Source organism: Vibrio sp. 1CM24A, from assembly GCF_023161725.1.
GTDB lineage: Bacteria > Pseudomonadota > Gammaproteobacteria > Enterobacterales > Vibrionaceae > Vibrio > Vibrio coralliirubri.
Genome location: NZ_JALNTS010000001.1, coordinates 116,228 through 134,204, shown reverse-complemented (window position 1 = coordinate 134,204; position 17,977 = coordinate 116,228). Strand labels below are relative to the sequence as shown.

Annotated in this window: 5 protein-coding genes; 1 reads left to right on the top strand and 4 read right to left on the bottom strand. The window is 45.4% G+C overall.

Going from position 1 to position 17,977, the window contains the following annotated elements; genetic code table 11:
* The first annotated feature begins 183 nt into the window (after nt 1–183).
* The gene (locus MSG38_RS00515) at nt 184–11,553 is read left to right on the top strand and encodes a VCBS domain-containing protein (RefSeq protein WP_248400722.1); all 11,370 of its coding nucleotides are present in this window, start codon (nt 184–186) and stop codon (nt 11,551–11,553) included.
* Between the two features lie 96 nt (nt 11,554–11,649).
* On the opposite strand, the gene MSG38_RS00510 is transcribed toward MSG38_RS00515, so the two are convergent.
* The 4 genes from MSG38_RS00510 to MSG38_RS00495 form a co-directional block, all read right to left on the bottom strand.
* On the bottom strand, nt 11,650–12,963 hold the full coding sequence (locus MSG38_RS00510) for an HlyD family type I secretion periplasmic adaptor subunit (protein WP_248367632.1): 1,314 nt from the start codon (nt 12,961–12,963) through the stop codon (nt 11,650–11,652).
* Nucleotides 12,956–15,208, bottom strand: a complete 2,253-nt coding sequence (locus MSG38_RS00505; RefSeq protein ID WP_050650796.1) for an ABC transporter transmembrane domain-containing protein — start codon at nt 15,206–15,208, stop codon at nt 12,956–12,958. Before MSG38_RS00505 ends, MSG38_RS00510 begins: the two co-directional genes overlap by 8 nt.
* The gene (locus tag MSG38_RS00500; RefSeq protein ID WP_248400721.1) at nt 15,205–16,851 is read right to left on the bottom strand and encodes an ABC transporter ATP-binding protein; all 1,647 of its coding nucleotides are present in this window, start codon (nt 16,849–16,851) and stop codon (nt 15,205–15,207) included. The genes MSG38_RS00505 and MSG38_RS00500 overlap by 4 nt, the downstream gene beginning before the upstream one ends.
* Nucleotides 16,852–17,003: 152 nt before the next feature.
* Nucleotides 17,004–17,639 carry a CatB-related O-acetyltransferase gene (locus tag MSG38_RS00495; protein WP_102499846.1) on the bottom strand — a complete coding sequence of 212 codons (636 nt, stop codon included), beginning with the start codon at nt 17,637–17,639 and terminating at the stop codon, nt 17,004–17,006.
* Nucleotides 17,640–17,977: the final 338 nt, after the last annotated feature.

The following is a 17,977-nucleotide window of genomic DNA, read 5'->3' as shown; positions in this document are numbered from 1 at the left end:
TTGGTTCCTGCCTCTCACTGTATCTTTCCTTAAGTGCCCTCCCCACTTTCGTCTCGTTACATCAAAACGAGATAATTCTTCGACTTTACAGTTTTTTCTTTAAAAATTATCCAATTAGCTAGCGAAACCTCTATCTGTGTATTTTACTTAAAATAGTGCAACCACGATTCACGGATGAGAAAAATGGCTAACAAAAAAAACGTCGAAGCAAACAAGAAAAATACAGAAATCAAAAATAAGAAAAGTAACGAGCTAGAACAAAAGAAACCAACACAAAAAAAGAAGCGCAGACTGCATTCACATCTAAAAGTGAATATCCCACTTTTTCAGTCACTCATGATGATTTTGCCATCATTGGCTAAACACGCTGCTGCAGAGAGCATAGACAATTCCAGTGACGCTGCAGATCAAGTAACCGCAAATAACGTGACCGAAAAAGATGTCACCGATGACCATAGTAAGGCGGACTCATCAGCGGTTGCTCTCCAAGAAGCTCAGACGAGTGACAACGACGTAAACTCAACCTTAAGTGCAAGCCACACTCCCCATGGTTCGAGCTCTCACTTGGTTCCTTCTCATCATTTATCGACGCTTTCTCACCCGCAAGTCCATTACATTCCTTCGGTATCGATGCCTACTATCTCCTCAGGGAGTAACGGTCAGCCGACTCATTCGAATGCGCCTACGACGCCCGCTTTACCCGTCACCTTTATGCCAGAAGTCATAAAAGGTACGTACGGAGAGCTTCATGTTGATGCAAATGGTCAATACACATTCGTATTGAATCCAAATTCTCCTCAATACATACTGTTAAATCAGCACCAACCAGGTACTGACCATTTTGCGTTACATCTATCTAATGGCTCGAGCATCATTGTTCAAGTTCCGGTCACAGGTAAGCAAGACACGCCAAGTATTTCTGGAGACTTAACTGGTGTTGTAACAGAAGATCATAATATTGATTCACAAGGCTTGTTACATGCCAACGGTAAAATTGATGTCATAGACCCTGATCAAAATGAAAGTTCGGTGAAGCCGGAAGTTATCTCTGGGAAGTATGGTTCATTAACTATCGATGCTGATGGACACTGGCAGTATCAAGTTGATAACTCTCTTTCTAACGTTCAAGCGTTAACCGCAGCCACTTCACTGCACGAAAGTTTCACTATTCACACCAAAGATGGCACACCGCAAACGATCGATATGACGATAGGTGGCAACGATGACAATGCTGTTATCACAGGCGTGGATGCTGGCACAGTAACTGAAGATTTAACGACACAAGTTCAAGGACAGCTTTCAGTAACGGACTCTGATCTTGGAGAAGACCACTTTCAAGCCTCACAAGTGACTAGTAGTTTCGGTACGCTAAGCATCACCAAAGACGGTGCATGGACATACGATTTAGATAACAATAACCCTGTAGTTCAAGGGCTTGGCCAAGGCTCAACTGCGACAGACATCGTCACTGTTCACTCAGCCGACGGCACAGCGCATCAAGTTACGGTTACGATAAATGGCACTAACGACAAAGCAATTATTGGTGGAACAAGCTCAGGATCTGTCACCGAAGAATCTCAGCTTCAAACCTCTGGTACGTTGACTGTCACTGACGTAGATACTGGCGAAGCACACTTCTCCAACACCGATATCGTAGGCAACTTAGGTACTCTACATCTGACCGATTCAGGTGCTTGGACGTACGATCTTGATAATACAGGTCCTAACGTTCAAGCATTGGGCAAAGGAGTAACCGCTACCGACACCATCATCATTCATTCTGCTGATGGCACGCCGCATCAAGTGACTATCACAGTAAATGGCACCAATGATGCTGCGGTAATCGGTGGGACAAACTCAGGTGCGGTGACTGAAGAATCTCAGCTTCAGACCTCTGGTACGTTGACTGTCACTGACGTAGATACTGGCGAAGCACATTTCTCCAACACAGATATCGTAGGCAACTTAGGTACTCTACATCTGACCGATTCTGGTGCTTGGACGTACGATCTTGATAACACCAATCCTATCGTTCAAGCGTTAGGCGCGAATAAAACAGCTACCGATACTATTACCGTTCACTCTGCAGATGGCACCACCCATCAAGTAACGATTACGATAAACGGCACTAACGACAAAGCAATTATTGGTGGAACAAGCTCAGGAGCTGTCACCGAAGAATCTCAATTGCAAACATCCGGTACGTTGACTGTCACTGATATCGATACTGGCGAGGCACATTTCTCCAACACAGATATAGTAGGCAACTTGGGGACTCTACATCTGACCGACTCAGGTGCTTGGACTTACGACCTTGATAATACTAACCCTACAGTTCAAGCGTTAGGCGTGAATAAAACAGCCACTGATACTATTGCTGTCCATTCTGCTGACGGCACGCCGCATCAAGTTACGATCACGGTGAATGGCACTAACGACAAAGCAATTATTGGTGGAACAAACTCAGGATCTGTCACCGAAGAATCTCAATTGCAAACATCCGGTACGTTGACTGTCACTGACGTAGATACTGGCGAAGCACACTTCTCCAACACCGATATCGTAGGCTCGTTTGGTACGCTTCATCTGACCGATACTGGTTCTTGGACGTACGATCTTGATAATTCAAATCCTAACGTTCAAGCGTTGGGCAAAGGAGCAACCGCTACCGACACCATTACTATTCATTCTGCTGACGGTACACCGCACCAAGTGACTATCACAGTAAATGGCACTAATGACAAAGCTATTGTCAGCAGTGCGACCGTTGCCATCGATGAAACCGACATAGCAGTCACGACTTCAGGAACGTTGACCAGTACCGATGTTGATAATCCAGATAATGCATTTACACCGGATTCCATTGGAGGCACCAACGGTAATCTGACTATTGACGCTAATGGTCACTGGGTATTCACCGCCAACAGTGCGTTTAACCAATTAAACGTCGGCGATAAAGTAGAAGAAATCTTCACGGTATCGTCGGTCGATGGCACACCCTCGACCATCAAAGTGACGATTAATGGCACCAACGATGCAGCGACAGTCAGTACCGCAACAGTCAGTGTGGATGAGACTGATAAAGCGGTAACGACATCAGGAACATTGACTAGTACCGATGTGGATAACCCAGACAACACGTTTACGCCGGATTCTATTTCAGGCACCAACGGTGACCTAACTGTTGATGCCAGTGGCCACTGGGTATTCACTGCCAACAGCGCATTTAATCAATTGAACATCGGCGATAAAGTCGAAGAAACCTTCACTGTATCGTCTGTTGATGGCACATCCTCGACCATCAAGGTCACGATTAACGGAACCAATGACAAAGCTGTGATAAGCGGAACAAGTACCGGCGTGGTAACCGAAGAATCTCAATTGCAAACATCCGGTACGTTGACTGTCACTGATGTAGATACTGGCGAAGCACACTTCTCAAACACAGATGTTGCAGGCAGCTTAGGGACTCTACATCTGACCGATTCTGGTGCTTGGACTTACGACCTCGATAACACAAATCCTACAGTTCAAGCGTTAGGAAAAGGAGCAACCGCCACCGATACTATTACCGTTCATTCTGCTGATGGGACGTCACATCAAGTAACGATCACAGTGAATGGCACCAATGATACTGCGGTGATAATGGGGACATCGACAGGCGATGTCCATGAAGGACACACTTTTACCGCGCCAGACGGCAGTATGACTGGCGGTTATGTTGATGACCGTTCACCTGATCATCAGCACGGAAACATAGGGAAATTGTGGAACGATGAAATCCATACCGATGGCCACCTATCGGTAGTGGATGCTGATGCCGGTGAAAGCTATGCCCAAACAGGCACTTATTACGGCACTCATGGTCGTGTCATACTTCAAACTAACGGGGACTGGACCTACTATGCTTCCATCGGCCAAGATGCAACCGGCAGAGCTATTGATCATCTGGGTAAAGGTGAATCACTAACCGATACTGTCACCGTTAGATCTGCAGATGGCACCACACACGATATCGTTGTCACCATTCATGGCGATAACGACCGCCCATACTGTTCTTCAGAAGTGCAGCTCAACAGCGGAAAAGAAGATCTTGCCCAAACCCTCACTGCAACTGAGCTATTGGCAAACACCATAGATGTAGATACCAATGACCTAGGCAAACTGACGATTACGAATCTTCATGCCGATCATGGATCTATTCTAGATAATCAAGACGGTACCTTCACTTTCACACCAACCAAAGACTACAACGGCCAAGTGCACTTCACTTATGACGTGACAGATGCGCATGGTGGTATCACTGCAACAGGCGCGAATTTACACTTACAAGCAACTGGCGATGCTGCGACTATTACTGGAATTGATCAAGGGAATGTGACAGAAGATCGTGGTTATATTGATACACAATATAATCTTCATTTTGATGGAAAATTAGATATTGTTGACCCCGACCAAGGTGAAGCTCAGTTTGATATTCAAAGAGGCCACACCTATCACGGAATTGGCTATGATACAAAAATGGGTGGGTGGGTACTTTTACAACAAGATGGTACTTATACTTATACAATTGATAATCGTAAACCAGAAATTCAAAATCTTGGGTCAACAGAGACTCTTGTCGATAAGGTGACAATCCACAGTGTCGATGGAACAAGTCATGAAATTCAGATCACAATCCACGGTACAAATGATGACCCTAAGGTTTCTTCGGTAACAACTCTTCCTGCAGGAACTGAAGATACAGATGTCGTTCTACACGCTTCTGATTTACTCGCCAACGCTACAGACATCGACCACAATGATGCAGGGCAACTCTCAGTGGCCAACCTCACCGCCGACCATGGCAAAATCACCGATAATCATGACGGTACTTTTACCTTTCATCCTGCCCTAGATTACAATGGGAAAGTCTCTTTTAGCTATGATGTAAAAGATGCACATGCTGGCAGTACAGCGACTTCAGCGAGTATGACGTTAGCACCAACCAGTGATGCGGCGGTTATTACAGGCTCCGGTTCTGGGGTTAAAGAGGATATCAATGTGGATATCTCCAGTGGGCATCTCCTTGGAGCTTCTGGTGTGTTCCATGTTGTTGACCCTGATGGTCCCGCACAGTCACAGTTTCCAGATGTCCTTTATGGTGGTATTTATCAAGGGTCTCATGGTGGAGATCTTCAGGTGAATAGTAATGGTAACTATTACTATCATATAAGTAATTATTTAGTACAACATCTCTCAGAGGGAGAAACACTCAAAGAGGAGTATACCATTCACAGCGTTGATGGAACTCAACACAAAGTGGAGTTTACCGTTGAAGGTACTAATGATAAACCAGTACTCACCGCTCAGACGCAATCAATAACAGAAGGGGGGACCCTTTTATCTGGCCAGATGCATGCCACGGATGTGGATACAAAAGACACGCATACCTTCACTATTGACAAAGCTGTAGATGGCTTAACCTTTAACAATGATGGTAGTTACACTTTTGACCCCTCCCATGCAAGTTATCAAAACTTGGGAGCAAACAATGACCAAGTTATACATGTTCAGGTAAAAGTGGATGATCATAATGGTGGTACGGATACGAAGACTCTTACGCTAGTTGTACACGGAACGAATGACAGTGCAACAATTGGCGGGCAAGACACCTTTACTGTTCAAGAAGATCATAACCTTACTCTAAACTCAGGTAATACGATTATATACAACGGCCAATTGACCATTACTGACGCCGATGCTGGAGAAGATCATTTTGATGGGAATCTTCATCAAAACCAACAAACAGGCACATGGGATACCGGATATACAACACAGGAAGGTGGAAAACTCATTCTTCAATCCAATGGTTCATATCGCTATGAAATTGATAATAGCCTCGCAAAGATTCAATCTCTCGGTAGTAGTGAAACGTTAATTGATACTGTTACTGTACGTTCTGCTGATGGTACGCCTCATCAAATTCAAGTCACTATCCAAGGTGACAATGATGCTCCAGTTGTTAGCTCCGCAGTTACACTTACGGCTGGAACTGAAGATACGGATGTTGTACTACACGCGTCTGATTTGTTAGCCAATGCGACAGATATTGATCATAATGATGCAGGGCAACTCTCTGTGGCCAATCTCACCGCCGACCATGGCAATATCACCGATAACCATGACGGAACCTTCAGCTTTCATCCTACACAAGATTACAACGGCAAAGTCTCCTTTACCTATGATGTGCAGGATACACATGGTGGAAGTGTCGCTACATCAGCCTCAATAACTCTCACTCCCACCCGTGATTCTGCTGTGATTTCTGGCAATGATGCAGGAACGATTATTGAAGATCATAATGTCGGGCACAGCTCAGCTCAAAAGATTGCAATATCAGGCTCTTTGTCTGTAACTGATCCTGACACAGGCGAAGATCATTTCCGGTTTAACCAATTTGGTGAGAAAGCGATACATGACCCCTTTGGTGGAGATCTAAGAATAACTCCAGCTGGAAGTTGGGGGTATGAGGTTTCAAACAGTCGCTTGCAATCATTAGCTGAAGGTGAAGTAGAAAAGGTTGTATATCGTGTTTATTCTGCAGACCACACTGCCCACGATATAACAATAACGGTGACAGGCACCAATGATCAGCCGACCATCATTGCGACAACACTTGCACATGGCAGTGAAGACACGCACTACCAAATGCAAGCCAGCCAATTTGGATTCAATGATATCGACTCCGGCGATACGCTACATTTCATAGCAATCACAGATCTTCCGCCAGCAACACAAGGTAAGTTTTTACTTGATGGACACGATGTTACAGCAGGACAACAGATCCCTACAGCTGACATCAGTAAGCTTCAGTTCGTTCCTGCGCAAGATTTTAATGGCGATGTTCAGTTTAAATATACTGTTAACGATGGGCATACCGACTCTGCAGAGGCTACCAACACACTTCATATTGATGCGGTGGGAGATAAAGCCGTTATATCAGGTGTGGATACTGGCGATGTTTATGAAAACAGAAACCCTGATATGTCGCCAGACTTTGCCCAGTCAGGTATGGCGCATTTAACTAATAGTATGATTCATGTTGAGGGGCAACTAACAATCATCGATCCAGATACCGGCGAGAATAGTTTTGATTCTAAAGGTATTGGTTATACCTATCATGGAAAATATGGCCATTTGATTCTTAATACAGATGGTAAATGGTTTTATGGTGTTGCGACCGGCACTGCTGATGTAAATGGTGGATTAACAACAAAGGTAGGATCGACGATTGATCAACTTGGTGCAAATGAGACACTCACTGATACGATAACGATACAAAGTAAAGACGGTACTACTCATGATATTGTTATCACCATTCATGGCGACAACGACCGTCCATACTGCTCTTCAGAAGTGCAGCTCAACAGCGGTAAAGAAGACCTCGCGCAAACCATCACGGCCACCGAACTCTTAGCAAACACTATAGACGTGGATGGCAACGACCTAGGCAAACTCACCGTTGCGAATCTTCACGCTGATCATGGTTCTATTCTAGATAATCAAGACGGAACATACACTTTTACCCCAACCAAAGACTATAACGGTCAGATTCATTTTAGCTATGATGTGACAGATGCGCATGGCGGAACGACTCATACAGGGGCAATCACAACCCTTGCAGCAGTTAATGATGCCGCCACATTTACCGGTGACTCCGGCAGCATAAGAGAAGATACAAACATTCACCACAACTTGCATACCACCGGGTCAGCAACCATTCCAGATGCCCTTTTTTGTCATGGGCACCTGATTGTTTCTGACGCTGATGGTCATGGCGAAGCTGCATTAGATCTTAAGGGGCAACAGAAAATATCTCTTGATGGAACCTATGGTCATTTCGACATCACTAGCAGTGGGAGATGGGTTTATAAAGCAGACAACAATAGTGTGCCTATTCAAGACTTAGACAATGGACAAACACTCACAGATAGCATTGAAGTCACATCAAAAGACGGTACCAAGCATTCAATAACCGTCACGATTAATGGGACCACCGATGATCCTGTTCTTCACAGCCTTAGTGATTCTGGTGTTCAACATAGTGGTCCAGTTGAAGGGAATCTACTTACTGGCTCTGGGACGGATCAAGGATTGAGTGGTGCAGCAACAGACACCGATTCCAACGCACACCTGGTGTTGCAAGATATTCAAATAAAAGATCCCGTGTCAGGTTATGTCGCGGTAAGGCCGGGGCAACCACATACTATGGCCGGTATCGGTACACTCGCGATCGAAGCGAATGGTCATTATACCTTCACCCCGGAAGCTGGCTTTACAGGTAAAGTGCCAAGTATGGTTTATCGTGTCGGCGATGATGGTGGTAACCCAATAGGAGATTCTTCTCAAAATTCTCTCTCTATTGAAGTCACCCCTCCTCTACAACATGCGCCAACGGTGACAGGGCAAACCGTTTCTACAAATGAAGACATCACCAGAACCTTTACAACCAGTGAATTTGGTTACAGTGATCAAGATGGCGACACGTTACAGTTCGTGACTATTAGCAGCATACCGAGCCATGGATTATTACTTCTAAACGGTAACGCCGTAACCGCCAACCAGCAAATCAGCAAGGCTGACTTAGACGCAGGCCATTTAACCTTTACGCCGATCACTAATGAAAACGGCGCCAACTATGCGCAATTTACATTTACTGCGAATGATGGCCATAAAAATTCGGCAAGCGCAACGATGGTAGTGGATGTTAGTGCAGTCAATGATGCACCTATCGTTGGATCGAGTTTTATTAGTTCTTTAGAAGATAAGCCTCATGCGTTCACCACCGCAGACTTTAAATATTCTGATATTGATGGAGATGCGTTAAACCACATCACGATTACCAATGTCGCCCATGGCGTGTTATCGCTGAATGGCACCACAGTGAATGTTGGTGATGACGTCAGCGCCTCCGACGTTTCATCACTCATCTTCACCCCAACTCACAACTACTTTAGTTCTGGTGTCAGCGGATTAGGAGGGGTGCAATTTACCGCAAACGATGGTCATCTTGATTCAAAAGAAGGGTCAATACTCATTAATATAGCGAGTGTCGCTGACCCTGCAACATTCAGTGGAGACTCCACAGGAGTGGCCAAAGAAGACATAACACTTCAAGCTTCAGGTACGTTGACGGCGAGTGATCCTGATGGAACAGCAGGGTTTACCGCGGTACAGGGTGGAGCTGGAATAGCCGGAAGCAAAGGCTATGGGCACGTTCATATCGATGTAAATGGTCACTGGACTTACGACCTTGATAACAACCATCCTATAGTTCAACAGCTTGGCGAAGGTCAGACAGACACTGAAACCATCACGGTTCAATCTGCAGATGGCACGCACCATGATATCGTGGTTACCATTACCGGAACCAATGACGCACCGATTCTCGGCGTTAACCAAACATCATCAACGACAGGCACATTAACAGAGACAGATGTAGACGTTAATGACACTCATACGTTCTCTGTCGTCAGCTCTGCGGGTCAATTCGGTTCATTGTCGGTAGATCCAAACACTGGTGACTACGTCTACACACCAAATACGTCTATCACAGGGATGAGTTATAACTCTGCCACCAACACCTATCATGGTGTTGATGTGTTCGAAGTAAAAGTCAGCGACGGCCATACTGAGGATTCGAAATTCATCACCTTTGATGCCTCAGGACATGTCACCATGTCCCCAACAGGTGGCTTGACCACATCAACCACAGTGCCTCAACAACCTACAGTTACAACGACACTACCAACCTTGCTGATGGTCAACACTGTCGCACCAACGAACACCGTCACTCTGGATCTTGCATCAACAAGCGATTCAGGTTCATCGAACACTGACAACCTTACCAACGACACTACCCCAACGATTACCGGACACACTGATATTCCGTATTCGCAAGTGACCGTTTACGATGGTTCAACACCCGTTGGACACGCGCTGTCTGATGCATCTGGGCAATATAGTGTTGCGGTAAGTAGCTTATCGGACGGCGATCATAATCTATCAGCCAAAGCACTGGCTCCTTCGTCAGTGCTACCAGCTACGTCTTCGCTTCTTTCTGTCCATATTGATACGCAAGTACACGTCGGTATTCAAACAGACCCGATTACCGCCGACAATGTGATTAATGCTCAAGAATCCAACAGCGCCATTGACATCACCGGATCCGTTTCTGGCGATTATAATGCAGGCGACATTGTGACTTTAAATGTAAATGGGACACAACATACAGGCACGGTAGATACAAAAGGACACTATTCAATTACCATACCTGGCAGTGAACTCATCGCTGATGCTGACCAAAAAATAGAGGCATCAGTAGCGGTAACAGATACCGCAGGTAATAGCGCTCATGCCACTGCAGATGTTACTTACCAAGTCGATACACAGGTTAGCGTTCCTACGATTACTTTTGAAAACGCAGGGGGAGACAACTTATACAGTAAAGCTGAAATCGCCCGAGGACAGGCAAACACGATCACAGCAACCGTTACGCCTCCCGGTGATGCAAAAATCGGTGAGCATCTTGTCGTTAACGGTCAGGATCATGTAATAGATGCTCATACTCTTCAGCATGGAATACAAATTGAAGTTCATCCCGGTTCTAATGTACAAGCAACAATGACTGACGAACACGGTAATACCGCAGGTAGCCAAGGTTTCGCTGCAAGCGCTATTCCTGAACCTATCATTGTCAGACCACCATCCGGAAGCCACCAAGTATCTGGCACGCTTGGGGTTCCACCACTATTACCTTCATTAACTCCGGTACCAACAGCACAAAGCGGTTGGCGAATCCATTTACCTAACGGACAGTACGTCACTAGCCATCATGGCCAATACGGTACATTAACCATTGACCCTCAGACTGGTCATTTACATTATCAAGAGCAAGCCCAAGTTCACACGGGCCCTCATGGCAGCGCTTCTGGTATAGGTCAACATGAAGATAAATTTGAAGTAGCATTGCAAGGGACAAATCAAGATGAAGTTGTCGCCCATGTGAATATCCAGATACTCAGTCATGGGCCTGGACATAGTGGAAAGCTGACAGTTGGAACTGAAGTGGTTGATATGACAATCACACCTTTGGTCCATACATCACACCCAGCTCCCCCACCACCGCCTCCTGTACAACATGACGAGCCAGACATGGCTTCGCAAGCCGACTTTACGGTCACACTAAGCGATGATAGTAATCTAGATTTAACCCTGCAGACCCATCAAGAACCCGATCAGAAAACCAGCCACCATGGTGCAGCCGCTTATCTGGATGCATTGGGCATTAAACCCGATGCAACATCGACAACGGTTCACGATCAACCTGCGGATATGGATATCATACTTGCACAAGTCGACCAACCAGATGTAGCAACACATGACCAAGCGCACTTGGATATGTCAGACGCGCTGGAACACCATGATGCGAACATCAACCATAACCAAGATGATGAGCACCATCATCACAACGACGTAGACGGGCTGCCGGACATTGATCCTAATAGTTAACCGATAACGAGACCAAACAGAAGGGAGCACATAATGTGCTCCCTTTTTATTATCTTCTGTTGTTATTCGTTTACTCTCAGCGACTCTTTATAACGACTACCTTTCACCAAATGCGACACTGACATTGGTGTAAATTGGCTTCCACAGGTACTGGAATACAGATTTCTCACCAGTAGTAATATCTACCTCGCCCGTCATACCTGGTAAAATAGAGAAACTTTCAGGATTATCACGGAAATAAGGAACATCCACCGAGACGATGACTTCATAATAGATCTCGCCACGCTCGCTTTGACTCGTGGTCGGTGAAATACTCTCAACCTCCCCTTTTAGCGCCCCAAAGCGGCTGTAATCAAACGCATCAATTTTGATACGAGTCGGCTGCCCTACACTCACAAAACCAATATCTCTTGGCGACAAACGAGCTTTAAAGTCGGCTTTCCCACCAACAGGAACAATTTCAACCACTGTCCCACCCGGCTGAATAACACCACCGTTTTGCGTGCTTGGCAGGCTTTGCACCAAACCTTGTAGCGGCGACACTAACATGGTGTTGGTCAATTTCGCTTGGCTTGAACGAACTCTGGCATTCAATGCAGATAAATCTGACACGGCTTTGGAACGATCAGCACTCACTTTCGCCTTTGCCTCAGCAAGAAGCTGTTCAATTTTTTGTTCAGTACTGTCTGCTTGTTTGATTAGCACCGCTTTCTTACCACGAGCTTCTTCGATTTTCTGTTCGATACTGGCCAGCTTTTGGCGCATTTCAAGCACGCGTAAACGTGAAATATTGCCTGATTTATAGCCCTTTTCTAATATGTTTAACTCTTGCTTAGTCGCATTCAACTCTTTTTCGTAACTCGGTAAGGCTTTTTCCACGCTACGAAGTTGCTCCGCAATTTGCTCGCTCTCTTTCTCAAGCACCACACGCTTTTGGAAGTAGAGGGCTTTTTGCGCGTTCAGCTGCGCTTTTTGTTGGCTGACGATCTCTGGGTAATCGACCTCAAACTCAGCAAGGTTAGGCTCACGTTGCTCAAGCAGCGCATTCATACGTTCCACACTGGCTAGAAGCGTCACTTGTTGGGACTTTAGCTCTTCAAGGGCGGTACGCTGGAAAGTGGCATCAAACTCAACAAGCGGCTGGCCTTTCTCAACCAACTGCCCTTCTTTAACGAGAATTTGCTTTAACTTCCCGCCAATCGCGCTTTGTAATACTTGCTTCTCGCCTTCCGGAATCACAGCACCTTTGGCTTTGGCTATTTCATCAACTTGAGTGACTACAGACCAAGTGGCAAAAGCAATAACACATAAGGCAACCGACCATGTGGCCAGCGCCAATGTACGAGCCGTATTTTGTGATTCAACAAGTTCACCGTAGCGCTTGCCCTTCTCGATAGATTGTTTAGTCATTAGCGACTCCTTGCTTAGACTCTGATTGTTCTTGTTGGGCTGCATTTTGTTGAGCAGAAGCCTCTTGAGTTGACGGCTGTAGCTCTTGAGATAACGGTTGCTCAGATAACTGCGGTTCTTGAGAAGCTTGAGGCTCTGAAGGCTGTCCCTGTTTCGAAGACTGTTCCGGCTCTAATGGGCCTGCATAAACCACTGCACCTTCATTTAATACCACCACTTTATCGGCAAGCTTGATTAAATCCGGATCGTGGGACGTGTAAATCACCGTTGCTTTTCCTTTTTTCGATTGCACAAACTCACCAAATATACGTTTAGCATTTGGGTGAGCATCAGGCACAGGATTATCCATTAAGAACATTGGGTAGTCATAAACCAGCGCTTTCGCGTCAATGAGGATCTGCGCGACGCTGCCAGACAACATGTCAAAAAGGCTGTCCGGCTGAATACTGCTGATGGAAGTATCGAGCCCACCTGATAATGTCTCGAACCAACGCTTTCCGCCGACCATTTCAATTGCAGAGATCATTTTCTGATCTTCGACTTTGTGACCGTCGTTTAGCCACTCTCGAATACTCAGCGTAAGCAAATCAGGATATGCGGCTCGAATGAAACACCAGTGGCGATAAAGCTGCGGATCGTATTGAACGAGGTTAACGCCTTCAAGCTCGACCATACCGTTTTGGATAGGCTGCAAGCCAGACAGCACTTCAATTAATGTTGATTTACCGCTCCCAGAAGGGCCGGTAATCGCGACAATTTCACCGGCTTCAATATCAAAACTCACACCATTCAAGGCCGGGCGACTCTGTTTGGGATAGCGCAGCGTCACTTGGTCTAATTTCAAGTTAGGCGCTACCACGGGTAACGGGTGATGCTGGTAACTGAATTCACGCTCAGACGGCTGAGACAAAATACGGTTCACTTGCAGCTTGGATTGATTAAAGCTATTAAAACGCATCGCACTGTTTGCCAACACCTGAGCAGGACCCGTCACCTTAGATATCAACATCATTGAAGCAATCAAACCACCAGGGGTCATCACTTGTTCAAAAATAAGTCCTATACCTAACCCCATCACGGCGAGTGTCGATCCCACACCAATAAAATAGTAAATCGAGGTGTACCGACTCTGGAGAACCGATTGATTAAAGGTCACTGTTGAAGCAAGAAGATTGGCCTTTTTGAAGCGTTGAATCCAGTGCTCTGAGAATCCAGCACTGCGAATAAAGGCAAGCTTGGATGACAGCTCATTAGTCATGTTTTGACGATTCGTACCTGCCACTGTCGATTGCATCGAGCGCTTGCTGCTAGAGCGTATTGAACGTTTTGCTAGCAAGTAATAAAGGATTAAAGAGACGACTGGAACCAGTACCAACCATCCACCTAAAACACCTATCGCAAGTACAAAAATAAGAATGAATGGTAAGTCAAATAACGCATTTCCTAATGGCCCCGATAGCACACCTGAAATACGCTCTGACAACATCACTTGGTTTTGCTGACTAGAAGAAGCTGTTTGCTGATTTTGAGCATAGCTATTACGAAGCAGACGCTGCACGAGGGATTGAGAAATCTCACGACTTACTCGGTTGGAAACTGAAGCAAACACTCGGCTACGTAATGTTCTCAACCAACCCATCATCACAAACAACAACGCCGCGCCAATGGCGATACCTTGCAACTCATGCCCTGCATCACCACCAATCACATGGTCATAAATCGACATAGTGATGAAGGGAACAGCAAGCGCAAATAAGTTAGTGATAAAGCTGACCAATAACAATTTAGGAATGATGGGACGAAACGCATGTAACCTTTCGCCAACCCAATCAGGAGAGGCCTTCTCTAATGGTGGCCCTTCGATAACAATACAAAACTGAGGGATATCGGTGATGTCGTCATTGGCATTAAAGGCAACAAATTGCTTGGATTCTAAATGACCAGAGACCAGCTCATGTTCACCAAGTACCAGTAAGACCAATTTATGTTCACCAACTTCATCTAGGTTGGCAACCAAGCGATAAGGCAGTGCAAGCCTGTCGAACAAGGCAAACATATCGTCGATTGATTCAATGCCATTTTCATCGACCCATTGATGTGCGAACAACTGGATATTAGCATTAACTTCCAGCTGCTTAAGAACGGAAAGGCTCTCGGTTTCTAAATGATTCATCACCTCTTGTCGACCGCTGGTATCTGCACGGTTGTTCGTACCTGAAGGGTTACCAATATCTAAACGATTCATACGACAGCCTCCTGATTGCTCTCGCTGTCGACCGTAATAGCTCGACTTTCCACTGTAATGATTCGATTAGCAAATTCGCGAAGCTTCGAATGGTAGCTCACCATCAGTATCGTGCGTCCTGCCGTTACTTCTTCTTCCAACACCTTAGCTAGATTCCCAAGGGCGTCTAAATCAAGTGAAGAATCCGGCCTTTCCAGCATGATTATGGGTTTATCACTTGCCAATTGAGCCGCGATATTGAGCATTTTCACGTTACCCATACTCAACAAAGAAGCACTCGTATGGCCAATTTGTGTCTCTAGTCCATCGGGTAATCGAGTAATCTCTTTGGTTAAACCCAAACGCTTTGCATAGTCACTGGCGCTTTGCGTTTTCTCAGGGTCAAACCCGCACAAGTTGTCGAGAATAGTACCCGACACCAACTGCCCTTTAACGCCACAGTAGGCCGCAATATTGGTTACGGATGCGATTGAAACTGCAGCTCCGTTAATGAAGCACTCACCTGCTTTTAGATCATCAATACCTGCAATCGACGACAATAAATGACTGTTAGTGTGGCGATCCTCACTCTCTAACAATATCAACTCACCTTTATTCAGTGTGACATCTGCATGAAAGAGTTCACCGTATCTTTCAACGGTCGCTTGCTTGATTTCCAACGTCTCAAAGTCAGATAAGTGGTTCTCAACTTGCTCAGAATCTGAAGATTCCGATAATGATAAGTCACTCAATTTTTCTATTGCCTGATTGGCACTGTGTATTGAATTAAGCTTGATTCTAACCCCAACCAGAGCACTCAAAGGCGCAACCGCTCTGCCAGATAAGATAGAACATGCCGCCAAGCCACCAGTAGTTAACTGACCATCCAACACCCATAAGCTGCCCGTGATCACCAGTAAAACTGACGTAGCTAGTGCAGCAAGCTGAATACATTCTTGGGCGAAGGCGTTCTGTTCTTCTTCTCTCGCTTTAGACTGAGAGCGAACATTATTGAGGGATTTAAACTGATTAAAGATTCGAGACTCAACGGCCTGGCGTTTGATTCCCTGAATGGTTTGGCTTAGCAAAATCAAAAACGCTTTTCGCTCCTGCTCATCTTGGGAAGCCTCTTCACTTAAGCTTTTAACACGAATAGAAGATAACCAAACGATTCCAAGAGTAATCAGCCAAACTGCCAAAGGTATCGCCACCAGCTCACCGCCGATGTAAGCCACCAAGCCCAAGAAGATCAAGGCAAAAGGCAAATCAATAAAGCCTGCAATCACACCACCGGAATACCAATCTTTGACTTTTGATACTGAGCCCAGCCCCTCTTCCACGCCGCCAACACCAATGTGGCGAAGATGTCCTGATGAAGCCGTTGTTACTCTTTCAACCAAGGTTTGATAGGTCGCTTTCTCGGTATTGCTGGCCGCGGCTGACAAAAGCCAAGTACGCACAAACCGGATCAATGCTTCCATGGCAACAGCCAACGCTGCACCCGCCAACAACAAAGTGGCAGTACCGTAACTTTGGTTAGGTAAAATACGATCGTAAATTTGTAAAACCGTTAACGGAACGGCGAGAGAGAGAAGATTTATGAGTAAAGAAGGCAGTAGGACTTTCCCCACCACCCCTTTGTTTTTCATTGAACTTGCGGGCATACACAATCCTTATCCATGCTTATGAAATAAGATTGGTACACCATGTTCAGTATTGCAAGGTAACGGACTGATTTAACGTGTTTTTCAATATAAATATGACACAGATCTTTTTACACAAATCTGTGGCTAAACCCGTACCTTAAAAACGCTCCTTACAAACAATTGTCGTAATCCGTTATCGCCTGCTTTAACTTTGAAAAGTCTGAGTTACATAAATACGGTTTCAGCGCTTCAAATTTATCTGAGGGCCACTCGTATATTTTGAATGAAATGAGCTCGTCAATAACAGACTCATCAAAGCGGTATTTGACGACTTTAGCTGGAGAGCCACCGACAATGCTGTATGGAGCGACGTCTTTAGTCACCACACTATTCGCTGCAACTACAGCGCCTTCGCCAATCGTCACACCGGGCATCACCATCGCTCTCATGCCTAACCACACCCCATCTTCAATGTGAGTATCGCCTTTGCCAATGTAGGCGTCGTCGATGACATCCATAAATGGATACAGTGAAAACCAATCAACTCTGTGGGTATGGTTGCCACCCATCAAAATCACGACCTCTGCGCCAATACAGACATAATCACCGATATAGAGTTCGTCGATTTCCCATCGAGGCTCCCACTGGCGGCTGACTTCGTCGCCGTGTAAATAACGCACTACCGATTGTTCAAAACCGTTGTCCCAGCAATCGCTGTAATAACTGTGTTGACCTTTTACGTGAATATTGGGGTTGGTTACGACTTCATGCAGCAACTCGAATTTGGACCAATGCTTCTTTTGCATTTTTACCTCTGAATGATCTATTTAGTTTTATTCGTTAACTATCAAAATGTTCGACGATGCAAATCCAAGGTGCACAAACTAACGCCCTATAAACACAGCGTTCACTGGGACTAATAGTGAGTATCACGCTTAAATCATAGCAATGTCGCTAAAACTAAAGAGGCGTCAGTGGATTCGAGGTTGCTTAAGAAGAGGAAGTAGTTTCAAAGTTTGCTCAGTTTTTATCGATAACTTGGTTGGATAATTTACAGGCGTAGTGTAACTGTTTAGTCGCGCCAATTTGACAGGAAGATGTGATTAATAAGGTTTCAAATTTCGTTTCGTGGAATACGGAATGA

Coding starts and splice junctions, on each gene's coding strand:
- MSG38_RS00515 (WP_248400722.1), top strand. CDS start 184: ATGGCTAACAAAAAAAACGTCGAAGCAAACAAGAAAAATACAGAAATC.
- MSG38_RS00510 (WP_248367632.1), bottom strand. CDS start 12,963: ATGACTAAACAATCTATCGAGAAGGGCAAGCGCTACGGTGAACTTGTT.
- MSG38_RS00505 (WP_050650796.1), bottom strand. CDS start 15,208: ATGAATCGTTTAGATATTGGTAACCCTTCAGGTACGAACAACCGTGCA.
- MSG38_RS00500 (WP_248400721.1), bottom strand. CDS start 16,851: ATGCCCGCAAGTTCAATGAAAAACAAAGGGGTGGTGGGGAAAGTCCTA.
- MSG38_RS00495 (WP_102499846.1), bottom strand. CDS start 17,639: ATGCAAAAGAAGCATTGGTCCAAATTCGAGTTGCTGCATGAAGTCGTA.